Annotated in this window: 11 protein-coding genes and 1 tRNA gene; 4 read left to right on the plus strand and 8 right to left on the minus strand. The window is 63.4% G+C overall.

The window, feature by feature from the left end; all coding sequences use genetic code 11:
* Nucleotides 1–12 precede the first annotated feature (12 nt).
* From ACYCFC_RS09325 to ACYCFC_RS09335, 3 genes are all read right to left on the minus strand, one after another.
* Nucleotides 13–963: a 1-aminocyclopropane-1-carboxylate deaminase/D-cysteine desulfhydrase gene (locus ACYCFC_RS09325; RefSeq protein ID WP_459653775.1), complete on the minus strand. Its 951-nt coding sequence runs from the start codon at nt 961–963 to the stop codon at nt 13–15.
* A 3-nt stretch (nt 964–966) separates the two neighbouring features.
* A complete protein-coding gene (locus ACYCFC_RS09330; protein WP_459653776.1) occupies nt 967–2319 on the minus strand; it encodes a chromosome partitioning protein ParA in 1353 nt (450 codons plus the stop codon).
* 273 nt (nt 2320–2592) lie between these two features.
* Entirely contained in the window at nt 2593–4623 is a 2031-nt protein-coding gene (locus ACYCFC_RS09335) for an oxidoreductase (RefSeq protein WP_459653777.1), read from the minus strand.
* Nucleotides 4624–4844: 221 nt separating this feature from the next.
* On the opposite strand from ACYCFC_RS09335, the gene ACYCFC_RS09340 reads away from it, so the two are divergent.
* Together ACYCFC_RS09340 and ACYCFC_RS09345 are read left to right on the plus strand one after the other, a co-directional pair.
* Complete coding sequence (locus ACYCFC_RS09340) at nt 4845–5855, plus strand: carbon-nitrogen hydrolase family protein (protein WP_459653778.1); 1011 nt, start codon at nt 4845–4847, stop codon at nt 5853–5855.
* Complete coding sequence (locus ACYCFC_RS09345) at nt 5852–6889, plus strand: AraC family transcriptional regulator (protein ID WP_459653779.1); 1038 nt, start codon at nt 5852–5854, stop codon at nt 6887–6889. Before ACYCFC_RS09340 ends, ACYCFC_RS09345 begins: the two co-directional genes overlap by 4 nt.
* 2 nt (nt 6890–6891) lie before the next feature.
* Here ACYCFC_RS09345 and ACYCFC_RS09350 read toward each other — a convergent pair whose 3' ends face one another.
* The 5 genes from ACYCFC_RS09350 to ACYCFC_RS09370 form a co-directional block, all read right to left on the minus strand.
* A complete protein-coding gene (locus ACYCFC_RS09350; protein ID WP_181086534.1) occupies nt 6892–7044 on the minus strand; it encodes a hypothetical protein in 153 nt (50 codons plus the stop codon).
* 18 nt (nt 7045–7062) lie between these two features.
* Nucleotides 7063–7212 carry a DUF2474 domain-containing protein gene (locus ACYCFC_RS09355; protein ID WP_459653780.1) on the minus strand — a complete coding sequence of 50 codons (150 nt, stop codon included), beginning with the start codon at nt 7210–7212 and terminating at the stop codon, nt 7063–7065.
* 23 nt (nt 7213–7235) lie between these two features.
* On the minus strand, nt 7236–8243 hold the full coding sequence (cydB, locus tag ACYCFC_RS09360; protein WP_181086515.1) for a cytochrome d ubiquinol oxidase subunit II: 1008 nt from the start codon (nt 8241–8243) through the stop codon (nt 7236–7238).
* Between the two features lie 2 nt (nt 8244–8245).
* A complete protein-coding gene (locus ACYCFC_RS09365) occupies nt 8246–9685 on the minus strand; it encodes a cytochrome ubiquinol oxidase subunit I (RefSeq protein ID WP_459653781.1) in 1440 nt (479 codons plus the stop codon).
* 181 nt (nt 9686–9866) lie between these two features.
* Nucleotides 9867–9943: transfer RNA gene (locus tag ACYCFC_RS09370), tRNA-Asp, on the minus strand.
* A gap of 346 nt (nt 9944–10289) precedes the next feature.
* Between ACYCFC_RS09370 and ACYCFC_RS09375 the strand changes: the two genes are divergently transcribed.
* On the plus strand, nt 10290–10898 hold the full coding sequence (locus tag ACYCFC_RS09375; protein WP_459653782.1) for a type II secretion system protein N: 609 nt from the start codon (nt 10290–10292) through the stop codon (nt 10896–10898).
* Between the two features lie 4 nt (nt 10899–10902).
* Entirely contained in the window at nt 10903–13170 is a 2268-nt protein-coding gene (gene gspD, locus ACYCFC_RS09380; protein WP_459653783.1) for a type II secretion system secretin GspD, read from the plus strand.
* The last annotated feature ends 13 nt before the right edge of the window (nt 13171–13183 follow it).

Here is a 13183-nt window from a genome sequence, read left to right on the forward strand (position 1 = left end):
GGGGTTTTCAGATCAGCGCAACAGCTTGTCCAGCGATGCCTGAGCGGCCCTCCGGCCCTGCAGGCCACCGGTGTGCACGAAGATGATTCGCGCCCCCCTGGCGAAGTAATCGTCCAGCACGCAACGGCGTAACGCCATCATCGCTTTCGCCGTATAGACCGGCTCCAGCGGCAGGCCGGTCGCGTGTTCGGTTTCGGTCATGAAGTGCGCAAGTTCCGCATCAAAACACCCGAAGCCGCCGCGACTCGCATCGATCAGCCGGTAGCCGTGATTCGTCATCCCCGCGTCGCCCAGCAGCCTGCCGACTTCCTCTGCAACACCGTGCGCAGCAGGCCCCGCCAGAGCACCGTGAACCGGATGCTCGCCCCGTCCCTGTTCACCGATCACCAGCCCGGCCAGAGTCGTGCCGGTGCCCGCAGCAAGCCACCAGCCGTCATAGTCATCCCAGCCCAGCGCCATCAGCTGCTTCTGTACATAAGACACCAGCGGCGTGCAGCCCAGGGCGCCGGACAACCCGCCGCCGCCTTCGGGCACACAGTAGTAACCGGGGTAGCGCTCCAGCCAGGGTTCGAAAAAGTCAGACCGGTGACGCTCGCGATAACCGCCATACCCCAGCCAGTGCAGCTGCATGCCGAAGCCTTGCAGATCATCGATAGTCGGAGTCGTCTGCGCAGTGCCGCGCAACAGGCCGACCGTAGCCAGACCGAAGCGCTTGCCAGCGGCAGCCAGGGCATGCAGGTGATTGGAGTGAGGCCCGCCGAGGCTGATCAGGCCGCACGCGCCGGCGTCACGCGCCGCCTTCAGATGATGGGCAAGCTTGAACCACTTGTTGCCGGAAAGCTCCGGGTCGATCTGGTCCAGACGCAGAATGGCCAGTTGCACGCCCGCTTGATGCAGCCAGGGCAGCTCGACTGGCTGCAGTGGCGCATCAGGGAAATCGGCAAGGGATGGTATGGATAACAAGACTCAGCTACCGGTACGCAAGCGCTCCTGCGAGCGATGCCTGGCGCAGCAGTTGGACTCGCCGATGGCAAAGCGGCTGGGCGAATCCACCTTGTCCAGCGGCATGTTGCAACGCTCGCCGCTTGGTAGCATCGCCACGCAGCTCGGCTGCTGATAATGCTCCACCCACTGGCGGTACTGCTCCTCTGAGACACCACACTTGGCGGCGGCATAGGCCAGCGGACTGTGCTGATAACGCGTCAGATCCTGCAGCGGGATGGTCAGGTGACCGGCGCCCGGATGATAGGCGACGAACAGCACACCAAGCTTCGACAGCCGCGCCAGCACCCGCTCGCTGCCGCTTTCGGTGAGCGTCTGGCATAGCTTGCGCAACTGTTCGATTTCTTCCTGCAACTGGGCATCGAGCTCATTGCGATAGGCCAGTTCGACATCGCGTATGGCGATCTGTTCCTGAGCCTCGGCCACGGCTGCCGCCACCTGAGCCTGCATCTCGCTGTCGAACTGCATCCGCGCATCCTCGGCTTCAGCCCGACTGTTGCGCTCCAGAGCGCGCAATTGTCGGCTCATTTCCTCACGCGTACTCTGGAAACCCTCGGCCTGCGCCGCGAGTTCCGCACGCAGGCGGGCGACGACCTGTTCCTGTTCGAGCAGGTCATGGCGCAACCGGGCGTTTTCCTGCTGCAGCTTGCCTTGCTGCTGAACGGCCAGCTCACGCAGCTTGCCGAGTTCCATTTCACGCTGGCGTTCGAGGCTGGCGATACGCAACCGCTGCTGCTTGATCAGTTGCGCAGCCTTGAGGCGCTGTTCCTGTTCGAGTTTTTCGTCCCGCCGCACCTTGGCGGAATCTGCGGCGTACCAGGTTTCCTCGGCGACCACCTGCAGGCGCTCGGCGGCAACCGCCTGCGGTGTTTCCTCCTCGACCAGCAAACCCAGCTGGTTGCGCCTGATGCGATCACGCAGCATGAGCAGATGATTTCGCGCCTGAGTCAGTTCGGGGTCCCACAGGTGCATCTGGTGCCAGGCAACCGGACACTGGCTGCGACAGGCCAGGCGAATCGGCCCGGCACCCAGGTCCGGCCCGCGCCCGGTGCGCTCGGCCAGGCTGCGCAGTGGAATGTTCCAGCCACTGTCCGCCGAACCGTCTTCGTTGAAATCGAGATAAAAGAACACTGCCGCGCGTATCTGCAGGCGTGCATTGACCAGCGCATAGACGACACGCATCTGCTGGTCGGCGAATTCGGGCATGGTCACCACACCATCGAGCATGGCCTCGAATTCGGGATAGAGCATTTCCTTGCAGACACCGGCATCGTTGAAGAACAGAACGGCTTCGACCGTCTGCGGTTTGTTCTGCATGCTTGGCATCCTCAACAGCTCGGTGGGGCAGTGAATATGTGAGGCAGCGACTGCGTACGGTCGCCATCCCATGCCCGACAAGTGTAGGGGAAAAGCCGCAACCGGCAATGTGACTGGGTTGGCAGGCACCCGGGCAACGGGGGCTGCCGGCAGATGGACGGTCACAAACTGTGATCGAATCGGGATGCCAGCCTGCCAACAACCGGCAAACCAGTGCCTGCCGCCTTCGATTGAAGGCCGCGCAGGCATGAAGCTCGTGGCTTGAAGTGGCTTCTACAAGGCAGCGGCCAGACGCGAGCCCTGGTCGATCGCACGCTTGGCATCCAGTTCTGCGGCGACATCCGCACCGCCGATCAAATGCACCTTGAGGCCGCCCTGCTCAAGCTCGGCCTGCAGCTCACGCAAGGGGTCCTGGCCGGCGCAGACAATGACGGTGTCCACCGGCAATACCTGCGGTTCGCCACCGGCGATGGAAATATGCAGGCCCTCGTCATCGATCTTCAGGTACTCCACCGAGTTGATCATCTGTACCTGCTTGTTTTTCAGTCCGGTGCGGTGAATCCAGCCGGTGGTCTTGCCCAAGCCGCTGCCAACCTTGGATTTCTTGCGCTGCAGCAGATATACCTGACGCGCCGGAGCCTGCAGCATCGGCTTGACGCCCGCAACGCCGCCCCGGGCCTGCAGGCCCAGGTCGATCCCCCACTCCTTCCAGAACGCCTCACGGTCCAGGCTGGTGGACTGGCCATCGTGGGTGATGAATTCGCTGACATCGAAACCGATACCACCGGCGCCGATCACCGCCACGCGCTGGCCCACGGGCTTGCGCTGGAGAATCGCATCGAGGTAGCTGATCACCTTCGGATGCCCGATACCCGGTATCTCCGGTGTGCGCGGCACGATGCCGGTGGCGAGGATGATTTCGTCGTAGCCGCCGGCCAGCAGATCACCTGCGCCGACGCGGGTGTTCAGGCGCAGATCGACGCCGGATCGCTCGAGCTTGCCGTCGAAATAGCGCAGGGTCTCGAAGAACTCTTCCTTGCCCGGCACACGCTTGGCGACATTGAACTGGCCGCCGATCTCGCTGGCCGAGTCGAACAGGGTCACCTGATGGCCACGTTCGGCAGCGACACTGGCCGCCGACAGCCCGGCCGGGCCAGCGCCGACGACGGCGATCTTCTTCGCTGCAGCGACAGGGATGTAGTTCAGCTCGGTTTCATGACAGGCGCGGGGGTTGACCAGGCAGCTGGTCAGCTTGCCGCTGAAGGTGTGATCCAGGCAGGCCTGGTTGCAGCCGATGCAGGTGTTGATGGCATCGCTGCGACCGGCGGCGGCCTTGTTGACAAACTCCGGGTCGGCAAGGAAGGGCCGTGCCATGGACACCATGTCGGCATCGCCTTCGGCCAGCACCTGCTCGGCGACTTCCGGGGTATTGATGCGGTTGGTGGTGATCAGCGGAATGCCGACCTCGCCACGCAGCCTGGCCGTCACCTTGGTGAATGCCGCGCGCGGCACCTTGGTGGCGATGGTCGGGATACGCGCCTCATGCCAGCCGATACCGGTGTTGATGATGGTCGCGCCGGCCTGCTCGATGGCCTTGGCCAGCACCACCACCTCATCCCAAGTGCTACCGGTTTCCACCAGATCGAGCATCGACAGGCGATAGATGATGATGAACTCGGGGCCTACCGCTTCACGCACGCGGCGCACGATTTCCAGCGGCAGGCGCATGCGGTTCTCGTAGCTACCGCCCCAGCGGTCGGTGCGATGGTTGGTGTGGACGACCAGGAACTGGTTGATGAAGTAGCCTTCCGAGCCCATGATCTCGACGCCGTCATAGCCGGCCTCCTTCGCCAGGCTGGCGCAATTGACGAAGTCCTGGATCTGCTTCTCGATACCCGCCTCGTCCAGCTCGCGCGGCTTGAAGGGGTTGATCGGCGCCTGGATGGCACTGGGCGCGACGAGCTTGGGGCTGTAGGCGTAGCGACCGGCATGAAGAATCTGCAGACAAATCTTGCCGCCGGCTTCGTGTACCGCCTGGGTAACGACCCTGTGTTCTTCGGCCTCCTGCGGGGTGGAGAGTTTGGCCGCGCCGGCCCGGACCGAACCTTCCTCGTTGGGGCCAACGCCGCCAGTGACGATGAGGCCGACACCACCCCGCGCGCGCTCGGCAAAAAACGCCGCCATGCGCTCGAAGCCATTGGGCATTTCCTCGAGGCCGGTGTGCATCGAGCCCATCAGAACGCGGTTGCGCAGCGTGGTGAAGCCCAGGTCCAGCGGGGCCAGCAGGTGCGGGAAGGCACTCATGTTCATTCCTCATCAAGGGCACGTGCTCTCGTGCCAGAAGCCAACGGTTGGGCGCCAGACTCTCGGGGCATGGTCGCCATGCAGCGAAGATAAACAGCCACAGCCACAGGCTCAATGATCGAAACTGACAACTGCCTGACCCAATCGAGCCGGAAGGCTTGGCAATCGCCAGGCAAGTGCCTAGGCTCGCCGTATCCCCTTCACTGAAAAGCCCTGATCCAATGCGTCTGCGTACCAAGCTGCTTATCCTGACCGTACTCGCCTTAGCCGCGCTGATGGTCTATCTGAACTGGACTGACGACCGGCGCAGCGGGCCGCTGTTATCGGACCTGCGCACCCTGCCGATCAGCAGCCAGGGGCTGCCGGGAGCAGCGGGCAACCTGCTGGGGATCGAAACCCGTCTGCTGCCCGCCGATTACCAGAGCCGCGAACGCCTGCATATGAAGTTCGCCACCTACCTCGATCAGGCCCGCGACGCCGGCCTGCTCGGCCCCCGGACCATCGTCGTACTGCCCGAGCATGTGGGCACGGGTCTGTTCGCCCTGGGTGAAAAACCCGAAGTCCAGCAGGCACGAACCCTGCGCGACGCGATGCAATGGATGGCCCTGAGCAATCCCTGGGACTACTTGCGTGCCCTGTTCGACAACACCAGCGAAGATCGCCGCACCGAAGCGGTGTTGCGTATCAAGGCGCCACAGATGGCCGAGGACTACCAGCGCATCTTCGCCGGTCTGGCAAGGGAATACGGTGTAACGCTGGTGGCCGGCTCCATCGTGCTGCCCGAACCCCAGCTGCAAGCGGGCCGACTGAAGGCCGGTACAGGCCCGCTGCGGCAGGTCAGCCTGGTCTTTACGCCTGCTGGCGAGCCCATCGGGCCACTGCACTACAAGACGGCCCTCAGCCGTTATGAACGCCGCTACAGCCAGGCCCCCGAAAGCCAGGAGGTCACGCTGCTGCATACCCCGGCGGGGCGCCTGGCGGTACTGCTCGGTTGCGACGGCTACACGCGCAGCCTGCCCGCCACCACCGAACTGCTCGCCCTGCCGGGCGTCGATGAGCGGGAAGCGAACGCCTGCGTGCCCCTAGAACCGCAGGATACGAACCTGCCGCGCATGGCCGTGCGCACCCTTGGGCTGCCCTGGAACCTGCTCGGTTCACCGCGAAAGCCGGCACAGCGTACCTCTGGCGAGCCGGTCCAGTTGCACAACCTCTGGCTGCCGGAGCGGCCATGAAGCAGCCACGCATACGCCTCGGCGATCTCTCGGTGGGTTTCGTGCATAGCCTGGACAGCGCCCTACGGGAAAGGCAGATCGACCCGCGGCCATTGCTGGAAGCCTATGGCCTGGACCCCGCACGGCTGGCCGAGCCTCATGCGCGGCTATCCATCCCGCGCTACATGCGCCTCGGTCATGCCGCCATGCAACTGACCGGCGACCCGGCGCTGGGACTGGAAATGGGCCGACTGCGCAAGGCCGGCCACCTGGGGCTGGCCGGCATCGCCGCGACCCAGGCACCCACCGTGCGTGAAGCGGCGCGAGCCCTGATCCGCTACGAGCTGCTGTATGCCTCCAACTATCGCGGCGCATCGGAGTTACACGAGGATGCCGAAGGTGCCTGGCTGCGCTTCTATTCCATCAGCCCCTACAACAGCTACAACCGCTTCGTGGTGGATACCGTACTGGCCAGTTGGATCACCCAGCTGAGTGCTGTGGCAGACTGCCCGCTGCAGCCGAGTGCGGTACAGATCGAGTTCGAGCGCCCCGATTACGCCGCCCGCCACGAGGCCTTTTTCGCGCAGCCCGTGCTCTTCGCCAGCGAACACAACCAGCTGCGGCTGGACAAGGCTGCCCTCGCCCGACGCAACCCGGAACACTGCCCCGGCACCTGGCAGCAGCTGCTGGAGCTGTGCGAAGCGGCCCTGGAGCAACGCACCCGCACCACCAGCCTGCGCGAGCGAGTCGCACAGATGCTGGCGCAGATGCTCAAGGGACAGGAGCCGGATCTGCAGCAGATCGCCCAGCGCCTGCAATTGCCGCCCTGGACGCTGCGCCGCCGGCTGACCGAGGAAGGCAGCAGCTACCGCGCCATTCTCAACGACACCCGCCGCGACCTGGCGATGGCCTACATTCGCGATACCGAACTGGCATTCGGCGAAATCGCCTGGTTGCTCGGCTTCTCTTCAGCCGAAGCCTTCCAGCGCGCCTTCAAGCGCTGGAGCGGGCAGACGCCCGGTGACTATCGACGCACACAGCGGCGCGCCGAGTGAACTCACAGCTCGAAGGCATCCTCAGCCGGCTCCGGCCCATCCTGCTCAGCCGCGTGCCATTCGAGAAGTTCGTCAAGATAATCATCCATAGTGGATTCCTCCAAGTTGGTCGTCTTGGTACTAACAAGGTCCATGCCATCCTGACCAACCTTCATGACAGAAACATGATTCGCTCACGGCGCAGTCAGCCCGGCAGCCGTCATGAACTGACGCAGCAACCAGGCCAGCACACCCAGCGCCAGCACACTGGCGCACCAGATCGTTACCAGCCAGGCCATGCGCTGCCATAGCGGCTTTGCACTCTTCGGGGGCTTTTCAGACATACGAGGCTCCATCACGAGGCAGATCAGTGATAGCCATCCTCGGCGCTGACCTTGCCGCGAAACACGTAATAGCTCCATGCGGTGTACATCAGGATCAGCGGAATGATCAGCAACGCCCCCACCAGCGTGAAGCCCTGGCTCTGGGGCGGCGCGGCGGCTTCCCAGATGCTCACCGAGGGCGGGATGATGTTCGGCCAGAGGCTGATGCCAAGCCCGCTGTAGCCCAGGAAGATCAGCGCCAGGGTGTACAGGAACGGCGAATAGTGAGCGTAGCGCGCGATAGAGCGCAGCAGCCCGAAGGTACAGAGCAGCACCAGGATCGGCACCGGCATGAAGAAGATCAGGTTCGGCATGCTGAACCAGCGCTCGGCGATGTCTGGATGCGTCAGGGGCGTCCACAGGCTCACCACCCCGGTCACGGCCAGCACCGCCCAGACCAGCGGAATGCCGATATCGTGCATGCGCTTCTGCAGGTCACCGGCGGTCTTCATGATCAACCAGGTACAGCCCAGCAAGGCGTAGGCGACGATCAGCGCAATGCCGCAGAACACCGAGAACGGCGTCAGCCAGTCCAGCGGGCCGCCGGCATAGGCGCGATCCACGACCGGAAAACCGTGAATGAAGGCTCCCAGCGCGACCCCCTGAAAGAACGTCGCCACCAGCGAGCCACCGACAAATGCCTTGTCCCAGACATGCTGGCGGGCGGCACTCGCCTTGAAACGGAACTCGAAGGCGACCCCGCGAAAGATCAGCCCCATGAGCATGAAGATGATCGGCAGGTAGAGCGCCGACAACACCACCGAGTAAGCCAGCGGGAAGGCCGCGAACAGCCCCGCCCCACCAAGTACCAGCCAGGTTTCGTTACCGTCCCAGACCGGCGCCACGGTATTCATGGCCACATCGCGTTCGGAGCTGTCGGCCAGAAAGGGAAAAAGAATGCCGATGCCCAGGTCGAAGCCATCCATCACCACGTACATCATGATGCCGAAGATGATGATCACGGCCCAGATCAGCGAAAGATCGATACCCATGCTCAATTCCTCTCGCCCAGTTGGTCGCCCTGCTCATGGCCAATCGCCTCATCCGCAGCCGAGATAGGCCTGGCCGGTGTGCGTTGTTCACCCGGTCCGCCAGTGCCCGTGCTCTTGCCTTGGTGTGGCACCGGCCCCTTGCCGATCAGGCGCAGCACATAGACGAAACCGACGCCAAACACCGCGAAGTAGATCAGCACGAACAGCGCCAGCGTCAGTCCCAGCTGTTCGGCACTGTGGCTGGAAACGCCATCGGCAGTGCGCATCAGCCCATAGATCACCCAGGGCTGTCGCCCGATCTCGGTGGTGAACCAGCCGGCCAGTATCGCGATAAGCCCGGACGGCCCCATGTACAGCGCCAACCGCAGGAAGGGTCGCGACTCGAACAGCCTGCCGCGCCGCCGTAGCCAGAAGCTCCACACGCCGGTCACGATCATCAACAGACCCAGCGCGACCATGATCCGGAACGTCCAGAACACGATGGTCGAATTGGGCCGGTCTTCGGGAGGAAAATCCTTCAGGGCAGGAATCGGCTCGGTCAGGCTGTGTTTGAGAATCAGGCTGCCCAGGTAAGGAATCTCCACCTTGAAGCGGGTCTCTTCCCGCTCCATGTCCGGCCAGCCAAACAGCAACAGGGGGGTCGGCTCACCCGAGGAGTTATCCCAGTGCCCCTCCATCGCAGCGATCTTCGCCGGCTGGTGCTCCAGCGTATTGAGGCCGTGGAAATCGCCGACCAAGGCCTGAATCGGTGCCACGATCAGCGCCATCCACATCGCCATCGAGAGCATCTTGCGGATGGCCGGGTTGTCGTTGCCACGCAACAGATGCCAGGCCGCCGAAGCGCCCACCATGAAGGCCGTGGCGAGGAACGCGGCAATCGCCATGTGCGTCAGGCGATACGGAAACGAGGGGTTGAAGATGATCGCGAACCAGTCCACCGGCACCACGATGCCATCAATGATCTCGTGCCCCTGCGGCGTATGCATCCAGCTGTTGGAGGCCAGAATCCAGAAGGTGGAGATCAGCGTCCCGACCGCCACCATCACCGTGGAAAAGAAATGCAGTCCCGGCCCCACGCGATTCCAGCCGAACAGCATGACACCCAGAAAACCTGCTTCGAGAAAGAACGCCGTCAGCACTTCATACGCCAGCAGCGGCCCGGTCACACTGCCGGCGAACTCCGAAAAAGCACTCCAGTTGGTTCCGAACTGGTACGCCATGACGATGCCGGACACCACACCCATACCGAAGTTGACGGCAAAAATCTTCAGCCAGAAGTGATAGAGGTCGCGGTACACCTCACGCCGGGTCTTGAGCCACAACCCCTCCAGCACGGCGAGAAAACTCGCCAGCCCGATGGTGATCGCCGGAAAAATGATGTGAAAGGAAATGGTGAACGCGAACTGGACACGCGCAAGCTCAAGCGCTTCCAAACCAAACATTGCCATCCCCCTCGTCAGTGAGCCATCTAGGCATTACTGACAGCGGAAAACGGCAAGGGTGCGTCGCAGGCGCCGATCCGTCGAAGGCAGAGAGGAATGAATGGGGGAAGTGGAAAACGAAAAAAGCGACCCGAAGGTCGCTTTTTTCGTAGCTTCCAACACTTGCGTGAGAAAGCGAATATGGCGCAGCGGACGGGACTCGAACCCGCGACCCCCGGCGTGACAGGCCGGTATTCTAACCGACTGAACTACCGCTGCGCGTCGGTCGGACTTGCGTCCGTTTCACAAGACCAGTCAGCTGTTGCAACTGGCTATCACCTTGTGAGGCGCGCAATGTACGCATCCACCCGAACCAAGTCAACAGCCCGACCGTTTTTTTTATTCAAAACAACGGCCTTTTGCAATCACCGCCGGGATTCACCCTGTATCGGGCACCTTTTGCCGGAAAAACAGTCAGTTGCACTGGCATGGCCAGCACCTTCAGCGTTCCCTCTATTCGCTCTCGATTGCCAGCAATGCCCGCACGCCTCTTCCAGCGTCAGCGCGGTCTCGCACCCGGCTGCCTGGCATGGGTTGTCACAATCCGGCTTACGGAGCGCCCGGCTTGGCTTTCCCTACGGCACTGCACAAGGCAAACCGGCACGCGCCGCTGATCGCGAGCGCGGTTATCGTCGTGCTGTTCGGCCTCTACCTCGCAGGCCGCATCAATGACTGGCTGCAGCTTGAACGCACACCACCCGCACCGGTCGCCGGCAACAGCCAGCCAGCAGGCGTCGCGCCGGATATCCAGCGTATGGAAAGCCTGTTCGGAGCACCAGCCGAACAGGCCCACACCAGCACCTTTTCCGGCTCCGAACTCGCCCTGCATGGCAGCTTCGTGCATGCCGACCCTCAGCGCTCCACAGCCATCATCCAGCGGGCGGGCCAGCCACCGCAGCTCTACAGGATCGGCGAAGAACTTGAACCCGGCCTGAGTCTGCACAGCGTTCATCCAGACAGGATCGAGGTGCTGCGCGAGGGTCGAATCGAGAGCTTGCATTTCCCCAGCACGCGCTCCGCCTCCGCCATGACGGACTACAGTGAAGAGGCCATGCCAGTGGAGCAACCGGATCCGCAAGCGCAGTTGCTGGATTCCCTTCGCCAGCAGATGGAAGGCGTTGCCACACCGACAGAGAACGCGCCCGCCGATCAACTCTCCACGGAAGATGACTGAACTGATGCCGCCTTTTTCCTCTCGCTCGCTCATCGCATTGATCGCCGCCGGGCTGCTCTGCGCGCCCCTGCCGTCGCTGGCCGCCGAGCCCGGCATCGAGGCTGCCGAAGCACAGCAGGATGGCTGGACGATCAACCTCAAGGACGCCGATATTCGCGCCTTCGTGGACCATATCAGCCAACTCACCGGACAAACGTTCATTGTCGATCCGCGTGTCAGAGGGCAGGTCAGCGTGGTGTCATCGACCACGCTGTCGCTGGCCGAGGTCTACCAGCTGTTTCTTTCGGTGATGGCCACGCACGGCTACAGCGTGCTGACCCAGGGCAACGTGGCGCGCATCCTGCCCAATGCCGAGGCCAAGACCGAAGCGGGCGGCGGGCCAAGCGGTGGCGACCTGCTGGAAACCCGCGTCATCCAGGTGCAGCACTCCTCCGCAGCGGAATTGTTACCGCTGATACGTCCCCTGGTTCCGCAATACGGCCATCTGGCGGCCGTCAGCTCCGCCAATGCACTGATCATCAGCGACCGCAGCGCGAACATTGCCCGTCTGGAAGAGCTGATTCGCCAACTGGATCGCGCCCAGAGCGGCGAACACAGCATTGTCGACCTGCAATACGGCTGGGCTACGGACATTGCCGAAGTGCTGCGCAACACCCTGGCGCGCGGCGAGGCCCAGGATACGGCGGGCGCGCAGATCATCGCGGACTCACGCACCAACCGGCTGGTCTTTACCGGCCCGGAACAGGCCCGGCAGAAGCTCGCCAGCCTGGCGCAGACACTGGACACACCCAGCACCCGCTCGGCCAACACACGGGTGATCCGCCTGCGTCACAATGATGCGAAGGCGCTGGCGGAAACCCTCGGTGACTTCTCTGAAAGCCTCGCCGCGCCCGCAGAAGGCGAGATGACCAGTGGACGCATCCAGAACACCCTCATTCGCGCCGATGAAAGCCTCAATGCGCTGGTGATGCTGGCCGAACCGGAGCTGCTCGGCATGCTCGAGTCCATCGTCCGCCAGCTCGACATTCCGCGCGCGCAGGTCATGGTCGAAGCGGCCATCGTCGAGGTCTCCGGCGACATCACCGACGCCCTCGGCGTACAGTGGGCGGTGGATGCACGCGGCGGCACGGGCGGCGCCGGCGGCGTCAGCTTCGGCAACACCGGGCTCTCCATCGGGCGCGTGCTCAATGCGATCAACGACAACGAGATTCCCAGCAACCTGCCCGACGGCGCCATCATCGGCATCGGCACACGCAGCTTCGGCGCGCTGATCACCGCGCTGTCGGCCAACAGCAAAAGCAACCTGCTCTCCACCCCAAGCCTGCTGACGCTGGACAACCAGGAGGCGGAAATCCTCGTCGGCCAGAACGTCCCCTTCCAGACGGGCAGCTACACCACCGACGCCTCCGGAGCGAACAACCCCTTCACCACCATCGAGCGGCAGGATATCGGCGTCACGCTCAAGGTCACCCCGCATATCAACGAGGGCGCCACGCTGCGCCTGCAGATCGAACAGGAAATCTCATCCATCGCCCCCAGCGCCAGCCTGACGGCGCAGGCGGTCGATCTGGTCACCAACAAGCGCTCGATCAAGAGCACCATTCTTGCCGAAGACGGCCAGGTGATCGTGCTCGGCGGGCTGATTCAGGACGACGTGACCCAGACCAATTCCAAGGTGCCGCTGCTGGGTGACATTCCGCTGCTGGGCGCACTGTTTCGCTCGACCCAGGAAACCCACGTCAAACGCAATCTGATGGTGTTCCTGCGGCCAACCGTCATCCGCGACCGCGCAGGACTGGCGGCGCTGTCCGGAAAGAAATACAGCGACATACGGGTCATCGAGACCGATTCCGGCAGCCCGAGCATCCTGCCCGCGACACCCGAAAGGCTCTTCGACGGACAGGGCCAGCCGGCGCCCGCCATCGACCTGCGTTCCAGCGAGCCCGAGCGCCGCAGCGTTGCACCCGCAACGCAACCGGCAGCGCCAGCCTTCAGCCCACCGCCACCGGCCCGCTCTGCGGAGCCTGCGGCTGCGCGGAGCGGATGGGCCGTACAACTGGCAAGCCTGAGGAATCGCGATAATGCGACAGCGCTTCGGGACAAGCTGACCGCAGAGGGCTTCGATGCCTATATCCAGACATCCCTGGGCCTGTATCGCGTATTCGTCGGCCCCTTCAGCGAACGTGCCGAGGCCAATCGCCTGCGCACGCAACTATCTGACGAGCAGAGGCTGGATGGGTTTGTCGTAAAGCTAGGGCCCGCCAGCGACTGACGGACCCCGGGGA

It is taken from the genome of Stutzerimonas sp. NM35, from assembly GCF_054604355.1.

What these genes read in the sequence shown, in the direction of transcription:
- ACYCFC_RS09330 (WP_459653776.1), bottom strand. Translation starts at nt 2,319, where the DNA reads ATGCAGAACAAACCGCAGACGGTCGAAGCCGTTCTGTTCTTCAACGAT.
- ACYCFC_RS09335 (WP_459653777.1), bottom strand. Translation starts at nt 4,623, where the DNA reads ATGAGTGCCTTCCCGCACCTGCTGGCCCCGCTGGACCTGGGCTTCACC.
- ACYCFC_RS09340 (WP_459653778.1), top strand. Translation starts at nt 4,845, where the DNA reads ATGCGTCTGCGTACCAAGCTGCTTATCCTGACCGTACTCGCCTTAGCC.
- ACYCFC_RS09345 (WP_459653779.1), top strand. Translation starts at nt 5,852, where the DNA reads ATGAAGCAGCCACGCATACGCCTCGGCGATCTCTCGGTGGGTTTCGTG.
- ACYCFC_RS09350 (WP_181086534.1), bottom strand. Translation starts at nt 7,044, where the DNA reads ATGAAGGTTGGTCAGGATGGCATGGACCTTGTTAGTACCAAGACGACC.
- ACYCFC_RS09355 (WP_459653780.1), bottom strand. Translation starts at nt 7,212, where the DNA reads ATGTCTGAAAAGCCCCCGAAGAGTGCAAAGCCGCTATGGCAGCGCATG.
- cydB (WP_181086515.1), bottom strand. Translation starts at nt 8,243, where the DNA reads ATGGGTATCGATCTTTCGCTGATCTGGGCCGTGATCATCATCTTCGGC.
- ACYCFC_RS09365 (WP_459653781.1), bottom strand. Translation starts at nt 9,685, where the DNA reads ATGTTTGGTTTGGAAGCGCTTGAGCTTGCGCGTGTCCAGTTCGCGTTC.
- gspD (WP_459653783.1), top strand. Translation starts at nt 10,903, where the DNA reads ATGCCGCCTTTTTCCTCTCGCTCGCTCATCGCATTGATCGCCGCCGGG.